This window comes from Corynebacterium auriscanis, from assembly GCF_030408435.1.
In the GTDB taxonomy this organism is placed as follows: domain Bacteria; phylum Actinomycetota; class Actinomycetes; order Mycobacteriales; family Mycobacteriaceae; genus Corynebacterium; species Corynebacterium auriscanis.
In genome coordinates, this window is record NZ_CP047046.1 from 415435 (window position 1) to 439267 (window position 23833).

A 23833-nucleotide genomic window follows, 5' to 3' on the forward strand; every position below is an offset into this window, starting at 1 on the left:
ATTTCAGCCAGATACGGGGTTAAGTGTAAGCAGTTGCCCTGAATACATCGGGGTTCGTGTGGCACACTGGCTTGCATGATTAAAGTCAGCCATCTGACCAAGTCATACGGAAACTCTGTGGCCGTGGATGACTTGGACTTCGAAGTAAAACCAGGGATTGTTACAGGATTCCTTGGACCTAACGGTGCCGGTAAATCAACGACAATGCGAATGATCGTAGGTTTGGATCGCCCTACTCGGGGTTCAACGCAGATTGATGGCAAGCACTACTCGGAGTACAAGCACCCCCTGGAAAAGGTGGGGACCTTGTTGGATGCGAAGTGGGTTCACCCCAGTCGCTCCGCCGCGAACCACCTGCGGTGGATGGCTGCGACTAACGGAATTTCCAAAAAGCGCGTGGATGAGGTGCTGGGCATCGTTGGGCTGAGCGATGTTGCTGGTCGCAAAGCGGGCGGATTCTCCCTTGGTATGGGACAGCGCCTTGGCTTGGCAGGTGCTCTGCTGGGAGATCCAGAAGTGTTGATTTTGGATGAGCCCGTCAATGGTTTGGACCCAGAGGGCATCCGGTGGGTTCGACAATTCGTTCGTGCGTTGGCGGCTGAAGGTCGCACGGTGCTGGTGAGTTCCCACCTACTGTCTGAGATGGCGCAGACAGCGGATCACCTCATTGTGATCGGTAAGGGCAGGTTGATCGCGAATTCCTCGACGCGTGACTTCATCAAGTCAGCATCCGAGTCCTCGGTAGTGGTGCGTACGGATCACATTAAGGAACTGGGCCAGGCGCTGGTGGAAGAGAATGTGGCATATCGCGAATCTCAAGACGCGGATGGTCGTCCCACCTTATTAGTTCCCGATCGTGACAGCGACTGGGTGGGTGCCCTGGCATACAGCTATGGTCTGCGTTTGCGTGAACTCACCGAAGTGCGCCCGAGCCTGGAAGAGGCGTTTATGCGTATGACGGGTGATTCCGTCGAGTACCAGGCCACCACGACCCCGAATGGTCTTGGCGTACTGGGCGGTGCTCCTGCAATGCAGGGAGCAGCTAAAAAAGTCGTTACGAATAATGACGAGAAGCTGAAGGGGAACTAGATGCTGAACGTAATCAAATCGGAGTGGATCAAACTCCGCACAACCAAGGCTTTAGCGTGGACTACTTTCTTGATTCTGTTTCTATCCATCGGCTGGGCTGTGCTCATGGGGTTCGGCAACGCGGCAATCCTCAATGACAGTGAATTGAAGAAGGAGCCGGAAACATATGCCGCCATCGTCAGTGGTATCACTGCGGATGCGGCCGTATCGGGTTTTGCGCTGATTGGCATCATGATCGTCACGATCCAAGCCGTCATGTTTGTCACTGGCGAGTACAGTTCGAACGTATCCAAATCCACCTTGCTGGCCACGCCTAAGCGAACCAGTGTGCCACTGGCGAAATTGCTGGTATACGGCGTATTGGCTACTGTGCTGGCGTTTTTCGCTTCCCTTTTGAGCGTTGAGGCCATGCGGTTAGTTATTGGGTCCAAGATCGATCATCCTATGATCATGGAACAGCTGGCCCTCAATGGGGACGCATGGACCGTCATCGGTCGCTTGTGCTTGAAGACCTTCCTTATTGTCGCGCTGTCCATCGGTGTGGGGTACCTACTGCGCCATACTGCTGGCTCGATTGCGCTGGTGATTTTGTGGCCGCTGCTGGTGGAAGGCCTGCTCGTGGGCATGCTGCCCAAAGTGCGCGATTGGTTGCCTCCCTACATGCCGTTTGGCAACATGGATGATGCAATCGGGCTCAATGATGTTGCCGATGCTCCGTGGGGGCAGGTCGGCTCGATGATTTACTTTGCCGCCTGGGCGCTGGTGATCTTCATCGCTGGAGTAGTGGTATTAAAGCGCCGCGACGCTTAAGCGCCCTCCGGAAAGCGGAACACTCCCCGGCCAGTACTGTTCTCAGTTCACTGGCGTCAGGGGAGTGTTTGTCATTGCGGTTGTTTCGCGTATAGCACGGGAATGATAAGGCGCGCGATGTCGGCCAATTCCGTCAGGGGCTACTCCTGCCGACGCTGTATGTCATCAATGAGGGTCTCTGCCGCAATCGAAAGGTTGCGCAGGGCCGGAACGCCGCGGCGCAGTTTCGCGATATCGCGCGCATCCATCCGGTTGGTTGCGCGAGCAATGAGTAGCGCCCATTCGTCTGTGATGGAGTTCATCATCTCGATACCGTCGTCGGTGAGGTATAGATCTTGGGCGCGCTTGTCTTGATCGTTGGCCTTACGCAGCACAAAGCCGTTGTTGATGAGCCGCCGCACGGTCGCCGAGACGTTCGATGCACGCAGGAAACGCAATCGTGCGATATCGGAAACTCCACAACCTGGATGCTGAGAGATGAACTGCAGCACTTCGATTTCGGACTGTGAGATTTCCAGCTTCTGGTTCGGGCGCTCCATCAACCGCCGAATACCGGAAAGGAAATCGTAGACCGAGGTCGCGATTTCCGCGACATCGATTTCGGGCAGCACCTCTAGTGCGCGGTGACCACGAATTGCGGGGGTTTCCGGTCGGGCAGCATCGTCGATTGCCATAGTCTTCGTCTTCCTCTAATCAACAGTATGGGTTACGTATGTTTCTAATCGTTCATGAACTTTTATGGGCAAAAACGAGTGAATTAGATTGTAAACGTAGCCGTGAGTGTATCCCGAATGGCATGTCGAATACTCTGGGGCGCGCCGTCGGACGTGCAGTTATTGCAGCGCGCTGGAGAGGCGGGCCACGTTATCCACGTAGCGTTTGTACCAGGGGCGCTGATCCCATTCCTCCTTGGTCAGCGCATGGCACACCTGTTTGTACTTACGTGCCTCGGCGCGCAGTGCATCCATCAACTCGCCCTCACCGGTCATGACGGTGACCTCGTAGTTCAACCCAAATGATCGCGGGTCCATGTTCGAGCTACCCATCAGGGCAATTTCCGTATCTGCGATCATGAACTTTGTGTGGAGAACTTGGGGTGCGGGATAGAGGAACATTTTCACGCCCGCCCGCAGTAGCTCGTTGTAGTAGGAGGCCTGGGCGTGCCCCACCAGCGCCTGATCGGATTTCTCGGACACGTAGAGTTCTACATCAACACCGCGATAGCAAGCAGTGGTCACTGCTTCCATGAGGGATTCATCTGGGATGAAGTAGGGGCTGACCAGAATCAGCTTACGCTTGGCGTGGTGGCATACGGAGGTGAACAACCGGAGGTTGGGCTCTGTCGTAAAACCAGGGCCCGAGGGGATGACTTGCATGAGGTCGGTACCGGTATCTTCGTGCTCGATGGTCATTTCCCTCTTACGGTTGCCCGGTTTGATCAGTCCCAGCCGCTCACCACTTTCGGTATACCAATCCACCGCAAAGACCGAGTTGATTGTGGTCACAACGGGCCCTGATACTTCGGCCATGATGTCGTGCCATTGCCGGCCGATCCGGTGGTTTTTGCGGTTTTGGTATTCGGGTTCAATCAAGTTTTGGGACCCGATGAAGGCGCGCTTGCCGTCGACAACAATCAGCTTGCGGTGGTTGCGCAGATCCGGCCGCCGGAAGCGCCAACGCCACGGTTGCAGCGGAAGCATAACGTGGTGCTCCACGCCCATTTTTTTCAGCCGCTTGCCCAGCCGCCGGTTGCCTTTGTACTTGTGGCTGCCTAGGTGGTCGTACAGAACTCTTACTTTGACGCCCCTTTGTACTGCGCGTTCAAAAGCCTCAAATAGGGGCTGGGTCGTGGAGTCCCACGCCATGATGTAAATCTCGCAGTTAACGTATTCCTTCGCCTCATCGACGAGCTCCGCCATGGCGGTGATCGTTTCCTTGTACTCGTCGTGCAGCTTATGCAGCTTGCCCTCGGTGGCGGGAAGTGCGGTGAGCTCGCGATTGAGTTTCACTAAGCTATCGACTTCATCGCACACATGAAAACCGTGGGGAACGTCGGGTTCGTTAGCGGCGATTTCACGGATCTGCTTGTTGGCCTCCTTCTGGATGGCGTGGCGCCGTCGGTTGACATACGGCGAGCCCATGAGGAAGAAGAACAGCAGTCCGAAGAATGGGACTAGGAAGATCGCGAGTAGCCATGCCATCGCGCTCGTAGGGCGGCGGTCGTGGGGAACCCATCCCAAAGCGGCGATCTTCAGGCTGTAATCAGCCACGATCAACAGGACCTGCCACCACTCCAGGTTGTCGGTGAGGTTCAGGATCATGTTGATCGGGTCGAACAGTTGCAACGTCATGGGCAGCTATACCTCGTAATCGATGATCACGGGAGCGTGGTCCGAGGCGCCCTTGCCCTTGCGCTCATCGCGATCGACACGGGCGGAGGTAGCGGAGATTCCTCGCGCGTACTGCAGGTCAATGCGCATGCCTTCGCCCTTTTGGAACCGGAGGGCTTGGTAATCCCAGTAGGTGTATTCATCTTCGATGAGCTTCGTGGCTTCTTCCATACCCGCATTTTCGAGGGCCGCGAGGCAGGCGCGTTCGCGCGGGGTGACGTGCGTTTTGCCGTCGAAGTGAGATCGGTCCCACACGTCCTCATCGCGTGGGGCGATGTTGAAATCGCCAACGAGGCACAGTTTGTCTTCGGCCGGCGTGATCGTATCGCCCTGGGTATCGGCGCTACGTCCAGTGGTAACCTCCCCACGGGCGTAATCGGCTAGCGCCTGCAACCAGCGCAGTTTGTAGGTGTAGTGCGGATCCCTGATCTCGCGACCATTGGGCACGTAGAGGCTCCAGACCTCCACATCGCCGCAGGTTGCGCCAATCGCGCGCGCTTCCATGTTCTGATCCTGTGGCAGATCCTTGTCGAATCCCGGTTGCCCAAAGTTGGTTTTCACGTTCTCCAGGCCTACTCGGGACAGTATTGCCACGCCGTTGAAGCTGTGCAGGCCAAAGTGTGCCTGCTCATAACCTGTGTCCGTAAAGTCGGGGAACTGCTTATCCGTGCACTTGGTTTCTTGCAGACAGAGAACGTCCACGTCGGAGCGTGTGAGAAACTCGCGGACGCGGTCTTCGCGAGTACGGACTGAATTGATGTTCCACGTGGCGATACGCATGCAGTCAACTGTAACCCGTGGGTTCATGTTGAGGCGAAGATGTCAGCGACTCAATACGTTATGCTTCCGATACTCGTGTGCCCCAGGTTCCGCTGGGGCGATGCAGTCGTGGTTAGAGAACTAGACTCCGGACCCGGTGGTGCTCGCTGAAGCCCAGTCCGTGATAGAGGCCGCGGCCCCCTTCATTCGTACGTAGCACATCGAGGTAGGCACAATCCGCACCGTGTGCTCGGCCCCACTGCAGCAACTGCTGGCACATGAGGGTGGCAAGCCCTTGGCGTCGGAAAGAAGGAATGACCTCCACTGCAGAAAAGCCGAGCATATGGCGACGGCCGCCGCGTGTGACCGTGCCGCGTGAAACCGCGACTAGTGCATCGTCGATGTGCAGGCTGGCGAATCCCAGGGAGCCGTCAATACGGGCAGTCAGTAGTTCCAGCGCGCGCGGCGGGAGGGGTTGCCCGCGGAAGTTGTACAGGGATAGCCACTCGGGACTGGCTTCGTCGGCGACGGTGAACACGGCCTTGTGGGCTGCGACAGGAGCGCGGTGGGCTGCAGTGGATGCTGAACCGTTCATCACAGTGGGAGCCCCATTGTCAGCAGCAGGGGTGGTGTTGCCGGTTGTCGCCGCGGCTGCACCGTTCGTCACAGTCGCCAGGGCCTCATCATCAGCACCTAGTTCCCGAAACATCACGATGATCTCTGGCCCCGCGTGGCCCTCCAGGTGCTCGGCGGTACGGCCAATCCGATCCGGAACCAGCAGCTGAGGGGGTAGATTGTGGCGGGCATAAAACTCCTTGATTCCCTCCACCGGCACGGGCTGTACTGCCGCTTCGGGGCCTAGTGGTACGGCGGAATTGCTGCGCTCTGTGATGCCGTCACCCGCGCGAGCTAACCATCCCCCAATCCATTCGTTGGCCAACCCGGGGAAAGCCTCGGCCTTCGCTTCCTCCACTGCACGGATATCGCTATTCCGTACGGGTTTGGAGCTCAGGGTTTTCAGTACGACCACGCCCCGGGGGTCAATTTCCACGGTTCCCTGTTTACCGCGCACGACCAGCGGGTCAACGCTGATGAGGGGGCCGATTACGTCTTGGGCATCGCCATGATCGACCAACGGCAGGTGCCGCACGATGACCCGCACGCCCGGGCGAATACTGACAGGGTCCGTTCTGCGAGAGATGGGGAAGGGAAAACCGGGAACGCGCCGGGCTCCGGCGGTTGCGGCGGTGATTTCAGTATTGGGGTGCATGGTTATCCAAAGGTTGAGCGGCGGCAGGGGGGTTATTCGGCAGTGATGCCGTCTTCATCCAGATCGTCGTGGCCGAAAGGATCCGGGTCCGTCCCTGGTAGCCAGGTATTTCCTGCGACATTCCACTTTTCGGCCTTGAAGGCCCTTTTGGCTGCCCGCTTGTTCCGGCCGAGCAGCACGTCGGTGTAGAGGAACCCATCGAGGTGGCCGACCTCATGCTGCAGGCACCGTGCGAAAAATCCGTATCCTTCTACTGATACGGGTTGGCCGTTCTCATCCAACCCGGTTACTCGAGCCCAGTCGGCGCGACCAGTGGGGAAGGAGTAGCCAGGTACGGACAGACAGCCTTCTTCGTCGTCGTCTTCATGGGGCATGGTCTTCGGGATCTCGGAGGTCTCCAGGGTTGGGTTGATCACACAACCCCGGCGCATTGGACCTCCATTGGCTTCAACCTGGGCTTCGGTGAGGCGTTCCCCTTCGGGCCCTTCGATATCGGGGCAGTTGTAAACGAACAGCCGCAGGTTTACTCCCACTTGGTTGGCGGCGAGGCCCACGCCGTGGGCGCGGTCCATCGTTTCGTACATGTCGTTGATGAGTTGGGAAATCTCTGCCGAGGGTGCTTGGCCCTCCGTGATGTCTATAGGTGTGGTGGGGTTGTGCAGGACTGGGTCACCGGCAATAACGATGGGCATGATTGTCATGGGATTGATTCTACGAGTTGCCTGCGACAACATTCCTGACAGTCCTCGCTGTCTGGGCATTGTGTGGGACCTTTTGGCTGTGATGATGAACGGCTAGGCTCCGAACGGCCAGGTGCGCGAACGACCGCATACTCGAACTCAATTGCGCCTTCTGCCACCCCTTCGGCACAATAACAAGAATGCTGGGTGAGGATGAACAGGCCGATGACAAACCGGCTGCTAATGAACAGGCCGGTGACGAACCGGCTGCTGATCAACCTGCCGATGATAAACCGGCTGCTAATCAACGGTTCAATGATGAACTGACCGATGACGAAAGAGCCATGCTCGATTTCGAGAAAAAATGGTGGCGCGATCGGCGCGTAAAAAATGAGGTCATCCGTCGCGAGTTCGGCATTAGCCCCACCATCTACTTTCGCCGACTCAGCGCGTTGATCGATCGGCCTGAAGCTTTGGATTACGATCCGATTCTCGTGCGCACTTTACTCCGACGCCGCGACGGTCAAACCGCCTACGGTTCCTCCTAGCGAGGTGGCGGGGTTCTGAGCATAACCACCGCCCTTTCATCGTAGCTTCGGCGTTGCCCGTTCCCTTAGGGTTTGGCTTTAGCCAGATTCTCCCATGCGCCCCCGTGTCACACTTGTTATTAATGTGACGGAAGTTAATATTGGGGCTGTGACTGATGTAAACCGTCCTCGCCATGCCCGCCACGAGCCCGAATTCGATGATGAATTTAACCTCGTCGATGACGACTCGACCGATCATGAATTCATCGATGACCGCGAATCAACGGTGACCGATCCCGCACGCGATCGTGTCGCCGGTACGGGCCCGCGCGCGAAATCTTGGCGACGCGAAGCGCCAGTAGCTGGCACAGCTGGAGCGGCCGGTGTAACAGGTGCTGCGGGTGCTGCAGAAGCTGCAGACACCGCAGGGCCTACAGGATCCGCAGGGTACGCCGATGCTGAAGGCGCGATGGGCGCCGAGCGTGCAGCAGCTAAGCATTCCCGCACCACGGATCGCTCTGGCAGCACCGCGGTAGAACCAGACAAGCAAGGCCCACCTTTGCGCGGTCTGGCCATGATCCTGCTAGCCGTCGGTGTTCTGTTGGTCGGCTGGGGTGCATACTCCCTGTTCGGTGACAACGATGACGCGAAGAACACGGCCCAAAACCAAACAGCGGAAAACAATGGGCAGCCACAGCAGGCCGATCCCGCGGGACAACCGGGCCAAGCGAAACCCGGTGATCTCAACCAGAATGGGCAGAATGCCGATGGCAATGGCGAGGGTGACAAGAACTCGCAGGACCCAAACAAGCCAGGCAACCCGAATGACCCCAACAAACCTGCCCCAGGCGACCCAGCTGAACGTGACCCGAACGCAGCGGGTGCCCCAGGTGCAGCAGGGGGTGGGGAAGCGCAGGGCGTCGTTAATAAAGAAAACGAATACGTCACCGTTTTGAACAACTCCCCAATCCAAGGGCTGGCGGGTGATACGGCAAACAAGCTCAAGGGCAAGCAGTGGGCGAAGACCGGGTACGGCAACCTGGCGGATACCAGTGGCACATTCCCGAACTCCGTGGTGCTGTACCCCGGCAATAACCCCAATGCCCGCGCGGCTGCCGAGCAAATTGCGCGTGACCTGGGTGTGAAAGCGCAGCAGCGCGATGGGCGGATCGACGATACTTTGCGCGGTGCAAAGATGCTGGAGGGCGGTGCCCCCGCCGCGGTGGTAGTTGTGACCACCAATGACATGCCACGTTAAAATGAGTTGATTGCCCCAGAGTCCTACGGATAGTGAAAATGAGGCGCACTCCGGTTGCGGTCCCCACCTGCGACTGTCACCGGAGTTGACGGTTGCCCACAAGCAAGAGCTGTTGTTCGCCCCACGTTGCGACCCCCAAGAAGACTCTCTGCCCCGTTAAGGAGCACAACATGGATTTTCCTGGTTCGCAGCCCACACTCGGAATTGAGTGGGAGGTCGCGCTGGTCGACCCTGAAACCCGCGACCTCATCCCGCGCGCCAAAGAAATGCTGGAGCGGATGGACGAGCGTTACCCGGGCCATTCGGTGACCCGTGAATTTCTGGCGAACACAGTGGAAATGGTCTCCGGGATCCACCACACGGTGCCGCAGGCGATGGAGGATATCACCACGCAGCTGCGGCAGTTGCTGGACTGCGCGGACGACTTGGGTGTGGAGATTTTTTCTGCCGGTACCCACCCTTTCGCGGATTGGGGGGACCAGCAGCTCTCGGAAAAGGGGTCGTACCGCGAGATCATTGAGCGCACTCAGTACTGGGGTCGCCAGATGCTGATCTGGGGAATTCACGTTCACGTTGGTGTGAGTAAGCGGGATTATGTGTGGCCGATCATTAATGCTTTGATGACGCACTACCCGCATGTCTTGGCCCTGTCGGCTAGCTCTCCTGCGTGGAATGGCCTAGATACCGGTTACGCTTCCAACCGCACGTTGCTGTATCAGCAGCTGCCCACCGCGGGGATGCCATACCAATTCGGTGCGTGGGAAGAGTGGGAGCAGTTCAACCTGGATCAGGACCGTTCCGGGGTGATTAACCACACGGGTTCCATGCACTTCGACGTGCGGCCCACAAAGTACGGCACTGTGGAAATCCGGTTCGCCGATGCCACGATGGCGCCGTGGAAGGTGGCTGCGGTGGCCGCGTACGTTCATACGCTGGTCGTGTACTTCGAACGCGAGCTTGCTGCCGGTCGTTCCTTGCCCTCGCTGCAGCAGTGGCATGTTGCGGAAAACAAGTGGCGGGCGGCTCGTTATGGTCTCGACGCCCTTATCATCCTCGACCGCGAAACCAACGAGGCGCTGGTCACCGATGAGCTGCGCCGGTGGGTGGAGGTCCTTACACCGTTGGCCGAGGAACTCGGATGCCTGCGGGAGCTCGGGGGAGTGGAACGGATTATTTCCGAAGGCGGCGATTATGCCTTGCAGCGGGCGGCCGCGCGCGAGGCGGGGGCGGCCTTAGAACCGGGGGTGCGCACCCGCGGTGATCATGGGGCCGAACAGGGCTTTACGCAACCGGAAAGCTGGAAGGCCGCGGTGGACCTAACGGTTGAAACCTTGCGCAGGGAAGCTCGGGCATAATCAAACCCTGTCCAGGGAGGCTCGAGGGTGAGCAAGGCCTGCGCAGGGAAGGGTGCGCGTAGTCAAACCCTGTCCAGGGAGGCTCGAGGGTGAGCGGGGCCCTGCACAGGGAAGAACGCGTAATCCCTTGCAGTTAGGTCCCTCGTTAAGCCCGGTGCAGGCGCCCAGCTGCCGCGCACAGTGCGTTTGCAATAGACAGGTCGGGGTTGGACCCGAATCCCACTGCCCATGCGCGGTGCGATTTGTGCACGGTGTAGATGAAGGTCACGGTGGCCTCGAAGATCTCGAACTGGTGGAATTCCAGGATCTCTACGGGCATTGCGTGATCGGCCAGAACTTCGGATACTGCACTGCAGGCGCCCATCGCGGTGATGTCCACAACCGTTCCTTGTCCATCGGCACGGAGCCCAGCCATCGACATGTGGTATTCGTGCTTGCCTGCGCGCAGGGACTGGGAGCGCAGGAATTCTACGCGCACATCTGATGGAGCATAGGTTTGGATGAACTGCTTCCACTCCATGCCACGTGCTTCTTCTCGCATGCCTTTGGGTAGGCGCACGCCGAACCTAGCGCGGAATGGATCCTCGGCAAACGTGCGGGTGCGCTGGCGACGCTTTTCAATGCGGGTGCTCTCCGCCTTGACGAACGTTTTCGCCGTGGAACGACGTGCCGCAGGGATGGTGGAGTAGGTGGGGCGCCCGGCGGTTTCGGGACGGGCGAACCGGATCATCGTGGTGGTGCGCATGTTTTCCTCTGATTCCCCAAACATCGAATCTGGTGCATCGCCTGCGTAGCCATGTTCTGCAGTGCTGATCGTGTACCGAGATTCGGTGTGGGAAGAGTTGCTCGACATTGTTCTCATCGGTCCTAACTGTGGTTTTGTGTGCCTGTCGTGGACCGACGCTTATGCGATGTGCTGTAACCCCGTAGTGGAGGGGTCAGTCCGCGCCTCCACCCGGGTTGGGTACTCGCATAAGAATGTGGCTCATGTCATAAGAATTTAGTGGGGCTACCCAACAACGGCAACCCCTCGTCCCCAAAGTTTCCCATTTGGGGGGATTATCTGTCTCACTATACGGGAACAGGCTGGGCAGATGGTTCGCGGATGCCGTGGCGTGGGTGAGCAGGCGGAATCCCTTGATCCCGGTGAAACGCTTGCCGTGATACATCTCGGATGTTTATGGCTTGCCCAATGGCTTTGCTTATTGCTCTGCAAGAGGCGAGCCCCACGTGCAGGTGGGACCCACTGCACACTCGCCGGCCGCTTCACCGCCGTAGGCTGCGGGCCTCACGCGCACGGCGCCCACGATTCCTCCGCACCACGGCGCACGCCCTCGCTGCTGCGGGCCTCACGCGCGCGCGTGGGGCCACTGGCCGTGTTCCACGTCCACGGGTACACCGTCGGGGCGAGCTTCACGCGCACGGGGCCCACATGACCAAAGTGGAATAGTGGAGCGACTTAGCTATATCCAGTGCAAATGCCTCGTTCTCACTAAAGGGAGAACAAGGGATAGGGAAAGCTAACCCATCAGTAGCTTCCATACGAAACTGCCTATGACGGTGGCGATAGCGAAGGGGAATAGGAGGAGGATAATATGCTTCACGGAAGATGATCCGTACGTTCGCTTCCCGACTAGGTAGGCACTGAAGCATCCGGCAGCGAGGAGCACAGGGATGATCAGTACACCGTCTGAGCCGTGGCTTATGAAGTAGACAGCGAGAAGTGATAGTAGTAGCCCTGCGATGATATACAAGAAGTTCAGTTTCATGGGATCTTCAAAGTAGAATCGTTGTAACTATGCGTTGAGTAATTCCGGCTGCACGGTCGCTCATGCCAATTCGTTAGAAACCTTCTTTGACTCTTTCTCCAATTTCTCCGTCGATCCCTGTAGCTATATCGAGCGCTTTCCAAGTTTCATCAAATGTGATGTATGCAGTTGGGGGTCCCGCATACGTTGCAACTTTTTTGTTGGTAGGGGACAAGAACTTCACTGTTCCCCTGGCTAATGGGGCACTGGGGTGGATTCCAGCGGTCGTGGAGACATGTCTTAAATCTCCAATAGTCCTAGCAGGGCGACCAATCGTTCTGCTGGGGTGTGGAAGTCGAGTGGCTAGCGGGGGTGCTGGTTAAGCTGCGTTGCCACGAGTTCAAGGTTGTGTTCGGTGTGAACTCTTGGGTTAGTTCCTTTGGGGAAGGAGTGGAGCAGTAATCCGCAGGTGTTTTTCGGTGCTAACGCGCTGCCACTGTGGAGCTGGGTCGCAGAAATGTACTGGGCACTTCTTTTGACGAGGGTTTCGACGACGGGCTCTCTTCCTTCAACTCGACTTTGGCCTAGAAGAACTAAGCTTTCTTCCTACATTTTTCTATTCTCATCCCGTTTTATCCGGCGCCCTCTACTTGCCCGACTTCGCTGCACTACGAGCTAAGAAAAGTAGCTCTGCAGTAGCGATCGCCTCAATCTCTGATGGTGCGACGGATTCGTCTGCCGAGTGAATACGGCAACTGGGCTCCTCAATGCCGTACAGAGCTAATTCGGACTCCGGGTACTTGGACAGCAGCTTGTTGGTCAGAGGAATGGATCCACCGGAACCGATCTCCACGGTCTGCTGACCGTAGACATCGCTCAAAGCGAGGGAAAGCTCCTGCAGGGCAGGGCCGGAGGTATCGGCACTGAACGCCTCGGCCATGGAGTTGCTTTCGATTTCCACGGTGCCGTTGACCTTTTGAGACTTCAGGTGGTCGATCAGCAGTTGCTGGCATTCCTGTGGCTCGCGTCCTGGAGGCACGCGCAGGCTGACAACCGCGGCGGCGTAACCGGGTACCGCATTAATCGCGTCATCCACCGACAGGCTGTCCAGGCCCGTGACGGTGAGCGAGGGGTTCATGACGGTTAGATCATTGGGCTTGAAGCCCTGCTCCGTACCGATCACCTTGGCGCCGTCCATTACGCCGGCATTCTTAGCGAACGTGGCCTCATCTGGGCCCACGCCCTCCCAATGCACAGAGGGCTCCAGCCCCTTCACTGCCACCAGGCCATTGTCATCGTGCAGGGTGCCCAAAAGCTTGATGAGCTCCAGCAGGGCATCGGGGGCAGCACCACCGAACTGACCGGAGTGCATGGGCTGCTCAATCGTACGAACACTCACGGTCACGGGTGCGGAACCGCGCAGCGCGGTGCAGATGCTGGGCACACCAATAGCATCGTTGCCGGAATCGGCAATCATAAAGGTGTCAGCCTTGAATAGTTCTGGGTTGGATTCCAGAAGATCCTCGAGGCCATAACCACCGCGCTCTTCGGAACCCTCCACCACGATGCGAATGCCGATGTTCTTCAGCTCTTCATGGCCCTGTTCGATGAGTTTGTCCATGGCTCGCAACACGGCCAGGTGCAACACCACGTGCCCCTTGCAGTCCGCGGTGCCGCGACCGTACCACCGGCCATCGCGTTCAGTCAGGGTCCAAGGATCGTTTGTCCATTCGGAAACGTCACCGGCAGGCTGCACGTCATAGTGTGAATACAGCAGTACGGTGGGGTAGCCCTCGGCCGCTTCGCGCACGCCGATAACCGCCACGGCACCATCGGTTGTATCGTGGCCTTCTACATCGATGCCCGCTTTGCGGTAGGCATCAATTACCCACTGCGCGGCATTGGCATTGTGGGCTTCCAGTCCCGGCACGCTGTGGACGGACTGGAATGCGACCAGTTCGGTGAGGGCTTCTTTCACGAAGTCCATCTGATCCGCGATGAGCGGTCGAAGGGCCTCCGCGGTGAACTTTTGGTTGCTTGCTGAAGCGTTATTAGTCATGTAAACCACTGTAGCCATCACTTCAGACAGCGTTCGCGGCCGGTTCCGGTTCGGCCGCGCGATCAGGCCGGATTGCGCTGGCGGTTGACTCCGGTTCGGCAGTTAACTGTTCGGACTGCACTCGCATAACTGTTCGGACAGTGCTCGCGGCCGGATCCGGTTCGCAGCGCGTCCCCGGCCACTACGATTACCCCATGGGAAATGGTGGGGGATTGGGCGAGGAAGGCGTCGACCCAATAAATCTTGCACTCACCGTAACCGAGTGCTAAAAACGGGTTTAGCACTTAGCTCAATCGAGTGCCAGATGAAAACAGTGGCAGTCCACGTTTTGACAACCCTAGGGCGCGGGCGGCCACAAGCGAAAACATCGACAAAAGAAACGATCAGATGCAGTGAGGGCGAAGGTGGCGACACATCTTCACCCGTGCCGTCGCGGGCGCTGGATTTGAACCGCACGTGTCGCGTAACTCTACATGGAGGATCGAAGCCATATGGCTAAGATGATTGCATTCGACGAAGAAGCCCGTCGTGGTCTGGAAAAGGGTCTGAACACCCTGGCAGACGCGGTAAAGGTAACCCTCGGTCCGAAGGGCCGCAACGTAGTTCTGGAGCGCAAGTGGGGCGCCCCAACCATCACCAACGATGGTGTAACCATTGCTCGTGAGATCGAGCTGGAAGACCCATACGAGAAGATCGGCGCAGAGCTGGTCAAGGAAGTTGCCAAGAAGACCGACGATGTCGCAGGCGACGGCACCACCACGGCAACCGTGCTGGCTCAAGCGCTGGTGCGCGAAGGTCTGCGCAACGTAGCTGCGGGCTCCAACCCCATGGGCATCAAGCGTGGCATCCAGGCTGGAGTGGATAAGGTCACCGAGCAGCTGCTGAGCACTGCTAAGGAGATCGAGACCCAGGAGCAAATCGCTTCCACCGCTGGTATTTCCGCTGCCGATGAGGAAATCGGCAAGCTCATCGCCGAGGCAATGTACAAGGTAGGCGATGGTCAGCTCAACAAGGACGGTGTGATCACCGTCGAGGAGTCCAATGCTTTTGGTGTGACCCTGAACGTCACCGAGGGTATGCGCTTCGACAAGGGCTACATCTCCGGTTACTTCGCTACCGATATGGAGCGTGGCGAGGCTGTGCTAGAGGATCCATACATCCTGCTGGTCAGCTCCAAGATCTCCAACGTCAAGGACCTGCTGCCACTACTGGAGAAGGTCATGCAGTCCGGCAAGCCACTGCTGATCGTGGCTGAGGACATCGAGGGTGAGGCCCTGTCCACCCTCGTTGTGAACAAGATTCGCGGCACTTTCAAGTCCGTTGCCGTCAAGGCTCCGGGCTTCGGCGATCGCCGTAAGGCTCAGCTGCAGGACATCGCTATCCTGACCGGCGGCCAGGTCATCGCCGAGGAGGTTGGTCTGTCCCTAGAGACCGCGGACCTGCCACTGCTGGGTACCGCGCGCAAGGTTGTTGTCACGAAGGATGACACCACCATCGTTGACGGCGCCGGCTCTAAGGAGCAACTGGAGGGTCGTATCAAGCAGATCCGCCAGGAGATCGAGAACGCTGATTCCGACTACGACCGTGAGAAGCTCCAAGAGCGCCTAGCGAAGCTTTCCGGTGGCGTAGCTGTCCTGCAGGTTGGTGCTGCTACCGAGGTTGAGCTGAAGGAACGCAAGCACCGCATCGAGGACGCTGTGCGTAACGCCAAGGCAGCCGCAGAAGAGGGCATCGTTGCCGGCGGTGGTGCTGCGCTGCTGCAGGCTGCATCCGTTCTGGATGACAACTTGGGCCTTGAGGGCGACGAGGCAACCGGTGTGCAGATCGTTCGGGCTGCCCTGTCCTCCCCGCTCAAGCAGATCGCTCACAACGCAGGCTTCGAGCCAGGAGTGGTTGTGGACAAGGTGGAGAACCTACCGGCTGGCCAGGGTCTGAACGCCGCTACCGGCGAGTACGTGGACCTGCTTGGCGCTGGCATCTCCGACCCAGTGAAGGTGACCCGTTCCGCTCTGCAGAACGCGTCCTCCATCGCTGCGCTGTTCCTCACTACCGAGGCCGTTGTGGCTGACAAGCCAGAGCCAGAAGCGCCGGCTATGCCAGGCGGCGACGAGATGGGCGGTATGGGCGGCTTCTAAGCGCCCAGCTGTTACTGCTAGCGGACGTCGTTCTTCTTTTTAGTCCGACGCCCCGTGCTAACCCGCGGTTGGTTGATCCTTAGGGGATCGGCTAGCCGCGGGTTAATTTGGTATTGCGCTTTCCGATTTAAATGGCAGTGAAGTGAATTGCAGTTTAATTAAAAATTAATAAATTTTGCGGGCGTAACGCGTGCATTGTGCATGACGTTTTCATGCAAAATGACCAGCGCTAAGGCGGCGAGGTGGGCGCTCGTGTAAGAAGGCGGAAACTCACGCTGAACTGCGCACTCTATGCGATATCCAGTGGTGATCTAACCCCCTTTTTTGGGGTAATTCGCGCTGATTGCGAAAAAATTCTAAAGCTATTCTCAGTGGTCACTGCGTTATTAAACTGCAATCTACAAATCGGGAAAAATGGCACCTAACCTGCGGTTCTGTCAGGTAAGTTTCGTGAGAGGCATAGCGTGCTGGGATCACACTGTGGAGAGGCTGTAGGGGTGCTGGAGCAGAACTTCGCTTTTACCTGTTGTGTCCTGACAGAAATCGTTTATTGTATTCCCCAGACGGCCTCAACAGGGGCGTCATGCAAAGTGAAAATCAGTCGGCACAAAGTGCTGGCGCCTCTGAATCTCTAAAGGAGACCATAATGAACATCGAAATCATCGAGCAGCTGGGTGACTTCTTCGCAGGCTTGGGCGACCTTTTCGGTGGCCTGTTCAAGGCCCTGGGCGTTGTCTTCAAGTGGGCCAAGATTGAGGCTTAATTTCACCGCCTCTGAGCTCTAGCTCAAAACCTAAAGACCCTAGCTTCGGCTAGGGTCTTTCTTTCATTTGCCAACAGTTGTGTCTGTCACTACCTCCATTTGAAGTAATGATTCTGTGGCAACGGGAAAACAACAGGCCGGCGGTTTAAACTGGAGGCATCGGGTGTGTAGTACCCAGTCCCCATGATTTGCCCTGATTTCGCTTGAGGAGAAACACGAGATGTCCGAGGATAACAAGGACGATTTCCACATCGTCGACCTAGCTGCTACCGAGGGATACCTCGTCGACGATTCTGACGAGGACGACCCAACCCTCATTACCCCGGACGGTCATCGGGTTGATACGTGGCGGGATGATTACCCCTATGAAGAGCGTATGAGCCGTGAGGAGTACGAGCGGACCAAGCGCAGCCTGCAGATCGAGCTGCTTAAGTGGCAGAACTGGACCAAGGACACGGGCCAAAAGCACATCATCCTCTTTGAGGGGCGCGATGCTGCCGGCAAGGGGGGAACCATTAAGCGTTTCAACGAGCATCTGAATCCCCGTGGTGCTCGGACTGTGGCTTTGGAAAAACCCTCCGAGCGTGAATCCACCTCGTGGTACTTTCAGCGCTATATCCAGCACTTCCCATGTGGTGGCGAGATCGTCTTCTTTGACCGTTCTTGGTACAACCGCTCTGGCGTGGAGCGCGTCATGGGCTTTTGCACCAACGATCAGCATGCAGAGTTCTTGCGTGAGGTACCAATGCTAGAGAACATGATCATGGGATCCGGCATTTCCCTGACCAAGCTGTGGTTCTCCGTCACGCGCAAGGAGCAGCGCACCCGCTTTGCCATCCGCCAGGTCGACCCGGTGCGGCAGTGGAAGCTCTCGCCCATGGATCTAGCTTCTCTGGATAAGTGGGATGATTACACCCGTGCGAAGGAAGAGCAGTTCCGTTACACGGATACCAACGAGTCCCCATGGATCACCATCAAGTCCAACGACAAGAAGCGCGCTCGTATCAACGCGATGCGCTACGTACTCTCCAAGTTTGAGTACGCAGGTAAGGATCACGAGGTGGTCGGGGAACCCGATCCGTTGATCGTCAAGCGCGGTCGTGATCAGATCGGCGACTAAGTTCCCACAATTTCAATCGGGTTGCCCTGCCACCTCGTGTGGCTGGGCACCTGATCGCCGCGCATAACCAGCGAGGCCGGCCCCACAGAGGTGCCGTTGCCCAACACTGCGGCGGGCAAAGCAACTGAATGCGGTCCCAAGGTTGCACCTGCCCCCAAAGTCACCGTGTCCAAGCTCATCACGCGGTCCTGGAACAGGTGCGTCTGCACCACGCATCCCGGGCCTACCGTGGCCCCCGGACCCACCTCACACAGGTCGGCTTCCGGGAACCAGTAACTATCAATCCACGCACCTCGGCCGATTTTCGCGCCCAGTGCCCGCAGGAACATGTTCAAGCTGCCGGTCCCCATGGTGTGAGCCAGGAACCACGGACCCGCCACGGTTTCCACGAACTGGTCCTGCAACTCATTGAGCCACACAAACCGGCTCCACAACACGTGATCGCCAGATTTAATCTGCTGCACACACAACCACTTCATTGCGATCGTCATCACCGCGGCCACGAAACCAGCGCCCACCAGCACCAATCCGCTCACGAGAACGGCTGCCAGCAGCCCGTAGGTTGTCAAGGCAGCCTGCAGGGCAATTACTACTGACCCTGCAATTACTGCCGACGCCATTGGGGCCAACAGGCGCAGAGTCTCAATGAGTCCTCGTGCCGCCTTGAGACCGCGGGTGGGATTGTATGTACGATCGTCGCCATCGGTTTCTACTTCAACACGGCGCAAACGCTCCGGTGGGGAACCCATCCAGTTGGTGCCTGCCTTAGCTTTCTTCGGCGTGGAGGACAGTACGGCGACCAGGGAGTTCTTCTTCAGTTTGCGCTCCGGACCAGCAATGCCCGAATTGCCCAAGAAGGAACGTTTGCCCACAGTGGTAGGGCCCACCAGCAACCAACCGCCACCACCCATTTCGTAACCACTGACCATGGTGTCGTCCGCTAAGAAGGCGCCCTCGCGGACATCGGCGAACTTGGGGAGCATCACAGCCGTGGAGATTTCGGCGTCGCGACCAATCTTGGCGCCCAAGGAGCGGAACCACAAAGGGGTTAGCTGCGAGGCGTACATGGGGAAAAGGTGTGTGCGGGCCGAATCCATCAGCCGACCGACTGTCCAGACTCGCCACCCCATGGCCGAACGCACCGGCCACACACCGGGTTTCATGCGTAGGGATAGCAAGCGTACTGCCAACCAAGTGAGCAGCGCGTACGTGCTGAACACAACCAAACCAGCGGGTGCTGCAAGGGCTAGAGCCCATGTGATAACCACGGCAGCAGACGCACCAGCTGAGGCAAACCACGAGGTGAAGAAGAGGTCCGCGATCACGCCCACAAAGATCGCGAGGAAAGGCAGTGCATCCAGTGCCAAGCTGGTGACCGCGAAACCGGCCACCCAACGGCGACGGCGCGGAGGTGCATGCTCGGGGAAGCGGTGGGTAGCGCGTCCAACGCGCTGGGCAGGTGAGCCCGCCCAGCGGGAACCGGCTTTGACCTTCTTTTTGCCCGTCACGCACGAACCGGCTTCGATGTGTGCATCCTTTGCAATTCGAGTGCCGGGCATGAGCGTGGAGCGGGCGCCCACGGAAGCGTTCTTGCCGATGGTGATGTCGCCAATGTGCAGCACATCGCCTTCAACCCAATATCCGGACAGGTCCACCTCTTGCTCGATACTGCAGTGATCACCCAGCGTTAACAAGCCCGTTACTGGTGGCAAGGTGTGCAGTTGCACCCCATCGCCTACAGAAGCACCCAATGCGCGGGCATAGTTGTTGATCCAGGTGGCACCAGATAGATTGCGGGCCCCGGAGGTATCCGCCACGCGCTCAGCGGCCCACAGCCGCAAGTGCATAGCGCCTCCTCGTGGATAATCGCCCGGGGTCATTCCGGCCGTAAGCACACGGATGATCAGTGCGCTTAGTGGCAGGTTACCCAGCGGAGAAGCGAAAACGATGATGAGCAGCAATGATAGCCACCATGGCACATCCACAACCCACGGCTGCAACTGGGGTAGCGAGCCACTGATCCCGGAGATGCTCAATATGGAGTTGAACACTGCGAGCCACGCTACCCACCGCAGACCCGCCAATGTCAGCGCCGGTATCTGAATGAGTGCCTGGGCCAGGCGAGTTCCGGCGCCCACGGGCTTGGCAAGCTCTTGGGGTTGCTGGGAGGACATGTCGGTAGAGGAACCGAACCCCGGTACAGCCGCAGGATTGGAGATCTTCGGCTCCAGGAAGTTGGCGAATGCCTCCAGACGGGAATAGTCGTAGAGGTCGCGAACAGATACGGTGGGAGCGGCTTCACGGACCTGCCCGATGAGCGTAGCTGCGCCCAGTGAGGTGCCACCGAGGTTGAAAAAGTCCACATCCGCGCTGGTCACAGTAGTTCCCAGGGTGTTGGACCAGATATCTGCCAACCAGCGCTGGATGGGGTTTGCAAAGGTAGCATCGGCCGTATCGCCACGCGCGGGCAAAGGCCATGGTAAAGCCTTTTTATCCACCTTGCCGGAGGTTGTCACTGGCAGAGAATCCAACGCACACAATCGCGGAACCATAGCAGCCGGGAGGTTCTCCCTCAGTTCGCCGACCGCGGCGTCGAGATCGAAGGTAGAAGCATCCCCAGATTCAGGAGATACATAGCCCACCAGCACTTTATCGCCGGCACCGGTGGTTTGGACGACCACGGCAGCGCTGCGCACACCGGTGAGGGCGGTCAGGGCAGCATCCACTTCGCCCAACTCAATGCGGCGACCGCCGATTTTCACTTGATCATCCACACGGCCGACGAAGTATAGGCCGTCTTCCTCCAAGCGCACGTGGTCGCCGGAGCGGTATGCGCGATCCCAACCGAGGGAGGGCATTGGCGCGAACTTTTCCGCGTCCTTCACCGGATCCAGGTAACGGGCCAAACCCACGCCGCCAATGATGAGCTCGCCGACCTCGCCCATTGCCACGGGCTCACCCTCGGGAGTGACAACCGCCAGGTCCCACCCGCGCAGAGGTAAGCCAATGGAAACTGGCTTCACACCGTCCATTGTGGTGCCACATGCAACAACGGTGGCCTCGGTAGGGCCGTAAGTATTCCACAACTCGCGTGTTTCGGTAGCCAACCGCGCGGCCAGCTCCGGAGGGCAGGCTTCACCGCCGAAGATCAGCAAGCGTACTGCATCTAGGGCCTCGTCTGGCCATAGACCTGCCAGCGTAGGCACTGTTGATACGGCCGTGATATCGCGGGAAATCAGCCACGGGCCTAGGTCCACGCCCGAGCGCACCAGCGCACGCGGGGCCGGCACCAAGCACGCGCCATTGCGCCATGCGATCCACATCTCCTCGCAAGAAGCATCGAAAGCCACTGACAGCCCCGCCAGTACTCGATCCTCGGTGTTCAGAGGATCGTTGGGCAGGAACATCTCCGCTTCTGCATCTACGAATGCCGCGGCGCTGCGATGACTGACAGCAACACCCTTAGGCTTGCCCGTCGAACCGGAGGTAAAGATGATCCACGCATCTGTATCCAGCGCGGGGCCAAAATCCTCGGGGTTTTCGCCCTCTTTAAAGGTCGTTGCTTCGGCGGGGTTGGCGTGGGTTTTTTCTTCCGACGCCACCGCGTTCAGCATCACCAGTCCCTCAGCGGTGTACATCGCTTGGACCTGGGCCTCGCCGAATACGAGCGTAGCGCGCTCTTCGGGGTCGTCCGCATCAACGGGGACATAAGCCGCGCCGGCGGCCATCGTGGACAGGATTGCGATGTACAAGGCGCGGTCACCTGAAGGCATGCGGATGCCGATGCGGTCACCGCGACGGATGCCCTTGCTATAGAGCCATTGGGCGGTTTCGGTGATTTCTTGCAGTAGTTCTGCGTACGTGACAACGCCCCGGCCATCGTCAATGGCGGGGGCTTCTGGGAATTCCGAAGCCGTCGCACGGATGATGTCAATCAACGTGCGAGGCTCCGGTGCCTCGTGTGAACGGAGGTACCGGGCGGGGATGCTCACTGTGTGGAACCTTTGTACGTGGGGGCGGGTTAGTTACCTTCGCTGGAAATGATGGCTTGCGCGAGCTTGTGGAGGTGCTTGAGCTGCTTGGATGTGGATTCATCCAAGGCGGCATCCTCGGCTTTGGTGACTAAGGGGCGCAGGGCATCGTGTGCCTTTACGCCTTTTTTGGTGATGGAGATAATTTGGCGACGACGATCCTTGGGGTCCTTAACGCGCTTGGCTAGATTCCGCTTTTCCAAGGAATCCACCAAACGGACCATGTCGGAGCGGTCCACGCCAAGGATTTCACCCAACGTGGCCTGGCTGGCGGCATCCCCTGCAACAAGGCAGGTTAAAACCCAGTATTCACGTAGGTTGTAACCCTCATCAGCGAGTGCGGTTTCCACGAATTCGCGGGTGCGACGGCGCAGGCGCTCAAGCTGGAAGGAGGGGGAGGAGAGCAGGTCTGCAGGTAGATCGACGGATTGAGCCATAGGAGTGATAATACAACCTATTATGGGCTAGGTCTAATTGTGGGCATTGCCCACTATTTGAATGCCATCCGTGCATGACTGAGCGGAGCAACTCAATGACTTCGCTGCCTGCAGGGTGTGAATGCCATCCGTGCATGACTGAGCAAAGGGTCTATGGCGGGGATAGCTTCACAACTGAGTTCCGTCGCCACAGATTCTGGGTACCTGGCGGTGGGCGCCCCCCGGCAACGATTCCTTCACACGTCAGCGCATCCAGCAGGCAGCCCCTATTGGCTTTGGGGTTGGGCACCCCGTAGGCATAGGGGGTGGTTAACGGTTGTCTTCAATGGGCAGGCCGGCATCGCGCCAGCCCGAGGTTCCATTCGCTACATTAATGGCATCAATTCCGTTTAATTCCAACCACTGGGCCGCGCGTGAAGAACGCCCCCCGGACAAGCAAATCAGGTAGATATCTCGGTCAAGATCCAATTCGCCATAGCGTGCTTGCAACTCAGAGAGGGGGAGGTTGGTAGCGCCCTTGGCGTGCCACTGCGCGTATTCGTCGGCTTCGCGGACATCGATCAGTTGTGCGTCTTCGGGGACTTCCGTGGGCTGTACTGTTTCGAATTCACTCATGAAACCCGAGTGTAATAGCACCGCGGAAGGCTAACCACCGTCTGCGTTCGGTAGGAGACCGGTCGGGTGCTCATCGAACAGTGTGGCGGGCAAAACATTAGTATTGGTGAATATGAAATACGTGTTGCTAGCTATCGCCATCGCATTGGTATTGTTCGCCATCTACGCATTCTTCCAATCCTCTCAAAAGAAGAAGCAACAAGCCCAGCAGGAGATGGCTCCTCGGAGAGACCCGTTCGAGGGAGTACAGGGTGCCGAGCCCTACGGCCCGCAGAGCTTAGGGCCGGGAGCCGTGCTTAGTCGTGGCGGAGTAGATTATGTCGTCCGTGGCACGCTGACTTTGCAGCAAGGGCCGTACCAGTGGCAGGAGCACATGCTGGACGGTGGCAGTGGTACATCGTGGTTAAGCGTGGAGATGGACGAAGGGCAACTGGACTTGGTCCTGTGGCACACGCGCAAGGACCTCAGTCTTGATATGCATTCGAACCTAGAGGTAGAAGGGGTTCAATATCGGCGGGTCGAAGCGGGCCAAGCCTCCTTTACTTCTGAGGGAAACACTGGACTGCCGCCCCAGGGGCAGATGGAATACGGCGATTTCAATGCTTCCGGCGACCGCCGATTGAGCTTGGAGCGCTTTAGCCCCGGCGCGATGTGGGAAGTCTCCTTGGGAGAGGCAATGCTGCCCGGTGACTTCGTTGTTTACCCTGCGCCGCGCAGTTAACCACACCCTGCGCCCGCAGTTAAATACTCAGCCGCGGGCGAGTAACAGCTCGCCGACAGCTTTTTA

Annotated in this window: 19 protein-coding genes; 9 read left to right on the forward strand and 10 right to left on the reverse strand. The window is 58.2% G+C overall.

Annotated features, from left to right (window positions below; all coding sequences use genetic code 11):
- Positions 1 to 75: 75 nt before the first annotated feature.
- Positions 76 to 1089, forward strand: a complete 1014-nt coding sequence (locus CAURIC_RS01685; RefSeq protein WP_084588179.1) for an ABC transporter ATP-binding protein — start codon at positions 76 to 78, stop codon at positions 1087 to 1089.
- Positions 1090 to 1899, forward strand: a complete 810-nt coding sequence (locus CAURIC_RS01690; protein ID WP_035114605.1) for an ABC-2 transporter permease — start codon at positions 1090 to 1092, stop codon at positions 1897 to 1899.
- Positions 1900 to 2039: 140 nt separating this feature from the next.
- Here CAURIC_RS01690 and CAURIC_RS01695 read toward each other — a convergent pair whose 3' ends face one another.
- The 5 genes from CAURIC_RS01695 to CAURIC_RS01715 form a co-directional block, all read right to left on the reverse strand.
- A complete protein-coding gene (locus CAURIC_RS01695) occupies positions 2040 to 2573 on the reverse strand; it encodes a MarR family winged helix-turn-helix transcriptional regulator (protein WP_052095041.1) in 534 nt (177 codons plus the stop codon).
- Positions 2574 to 2732: 159 nt separating this feature from the next.
- Positions 2733 to 4250, reverse strand: a complete 1518-nt coding sequence (gene cls, locus CAURIC_RS01700; RefSeq protein WP_156963467.1) for a cardiolipin synthase — start codon at positions 4248 to 4250, stop codon at positions 2733 to 2735.
- A 6-nt stretch (positions 4251 to 4256) separates the two neighbouring features.
- Complete coding sequence (locus CAURIC_RS01705) at positions 4257 to 5069, reverse strand: exodeoxyribonuclease III (protein ID WP_035114604.1); 813 nt, start codon at positions 5067 to 5069, stop codon at positions 4257 to 4259.
- Between the two features lie 112 nt (positions 5070 to 5181).
- The gene (locus CAURIC_RS01710) at positions 5182 to 6318 is read right to left on the reverse strand and encodes a GNAT family N-acetyltransferase (RefSeq protein ID WP_035114602.1); all 1137 of its coding nucleotides are present in this window, start codon (positions 6316 to 6318) and stop codon (positions 5182 to 5184) included.
- 32 nt (positions 6319 to 6350) lie between these two features.
- Complete coding sequence (locus CAURIC_RS01715) at positions 6351 to 7019, reverse strand: peptide deformylase (RefSeq protein ID WP_035114600.1); 669 nt, start codon at positions 7017 to 7019, stop codon at positions 6351 to 6353.
- Between the two features lie 179 nt (positions 7020 to 7198).
- On the opposite strand from CAURIC_RS01715, the gene CAURIC_RS01720 reads away from it, so the two are divergent.
- The 3 genes from CAURIC_RS01720 (at position 7199) to CAURIC_RS01730 (ending at position 10138) form a co-directional block, all read left to right on the forward strand.
- On the forward strand, positions 7199 to 7546 hold the full coding sequence (locus tag CAURIC_RS01720; RefSeq protein ID WP_084588178.1) for a DUF3263 domain-containing protein: 348 nt from the start codon (positions 7199 to 7201) through the stop codon (positions 7544 to 7546).
- A 148-nt stretch (positions 7547 to 7694) separates the two neighbouring features.
- Positions 7695 to 8783: a LytR C-terminal domain-containing protein gene (locus tag CAURIC_RS01725; RefSeq protein WP_235700756.1), complete on the forward strand. Its 1089-nt coding sequence runs from the start codon at positions 7695 to 7697 to the stop codon at positions 8781 to 8783.
- A 170-nt stretch (positions 8784 to 8953) separates the two neighbouring features.
- A complete protein-coding gene (locus tag CAURIC_RS01730; RefSeq protein WP_035114598.1) occupies positions 8954 to 10138 on the forward strand; it encodes a glutamate--cysteine ligase in 1185 nt (394 codons plus the stop codon).
- 145 nt (positions 10139 to 10283) lie between these two features.
- Here CAURIC_RS01730 and CAURIC_RS01735 read toward each other — a convergent pair whose 3' ends face one another.
- On the reverse strand, positions 10284 to 10991 hold the full coding sequence (locus CAURIC_RS01735) for a hypothetical protein (protein ID WP_235700755.1): 708 nt from the start codon (positions 10989 to 10991) through the stop codon (positions 10284 to 10286).
- Between the two features lie 1541 nt (positions 10992 to 12532).
- Entirely contained in the window at positions 12533 to 13945 is a 1413-nt protein-coding gene (locus tag CAURIC_RS01740; protein ID WP_035114703.1) for a dipeptidase, read from the reverse strand.
- Positions 13946 to 14436: 491 nt separating this feature from the next.
- Here CAURIC_RS01740 and groL point away from each other — a divergent pair, with 491 nt between their 5' ends.
- The 3 genes from groL (at position 14437) to ppk2 (ending at position 17963) form a co-directional block, all read left to right on the forward strand.
- A complete protein-coding gene (gene groL, locus CAURIC_RS01745) occupies positions 14437 to 16080 on the forward strand; it encodes a chaperonin GroEL (protein ID WP_035114597.1) in 1644 nt (547 codons plus the stop codon).
- Positions 16081 to 16726: 646 nt separating this feature from the next.
- A complete protein-coding gene (locus CAURIC_RS01750; protein WP_172644062.1) occupies positions 16727 to 16843 on the forward strand; it encodes a PorACj family cell wall channel-forming small protein in 117 nt (38 codons plus the stop codon).
- A gap of 220 nt (positions 16844 to 17063) precedes the next feature.
- A complete protein-coding gene (ppk2, locus tag CAURIC_RS01755; RefSeq protein ID WP_035114595.1) occupies positions 17064 to 17963 on the forward strand; it encodes a polyphosphate kinase 2 in 900 nt (299 codons plus the stop codon).
- Here the strand turns inward: ppk2 and CAURIC_RS01760 are convergent.
- From CAURIC_RS01760 to CAURIC_RS01770, 3 genes are all read right to left on the reverse strand, one after another.
- Positions 17960 to 21955, reverse strand: coding sequence for a Pls/PosA family non-ribosomal peptide synthetase (locus CAURIC_RS01760; protein ID WP_290183111.1), 3996 nt, complete (start codon positions 21953 to 21955; stop codon positions 17960 to 17962). The genes ppk2 and CAURIC_RS01760 overlap by 4 nt on opposite strands.
- 29 nt (positions 21956 to 21984) lie before the next feature.
- Positions 21985 to 22431, reverse strand: a complete 447-nt coding sequence (locus tag CAURIC_RS01765; protein WP_035114593.1) for a MarR family winged helix-turn-helix transcriptional regulator — start codon at positions 22429 to 22431, stop codon at positions 21985 to 21987.
- A gap of 309 nt (positions 22432 to 22740) precedes the next feature.
- A complete protein-coding gene (locus CAURIC_RS01770; RefSeq protein WP_035114590.1) occupies positions 22741 to 23046 on the reverse strand; it encodes a rhodanese-like domain-containing protein in 306 nt (101 codons plus the stop codon).
- Between the two features lie 112 nt (positions 23047 to 23158).
- On the opposite strand from CAURIC_RS01770, the gene CAURIC_RS01775 reads away from it, so the two are divergent.
- On the forward strand, positions 23159 to 23767 hold the full coding sequence (locus CAURIC_RS01775; protein WP_172644061.1) for a DUF4178 domain-containing protein: 609 nt from the start codon (positions 23159 to 23161) through the stop codon (positions 23765 to 23767).
- Positions 23768 to 23833 lie beyond the last annotated feature (66 nt).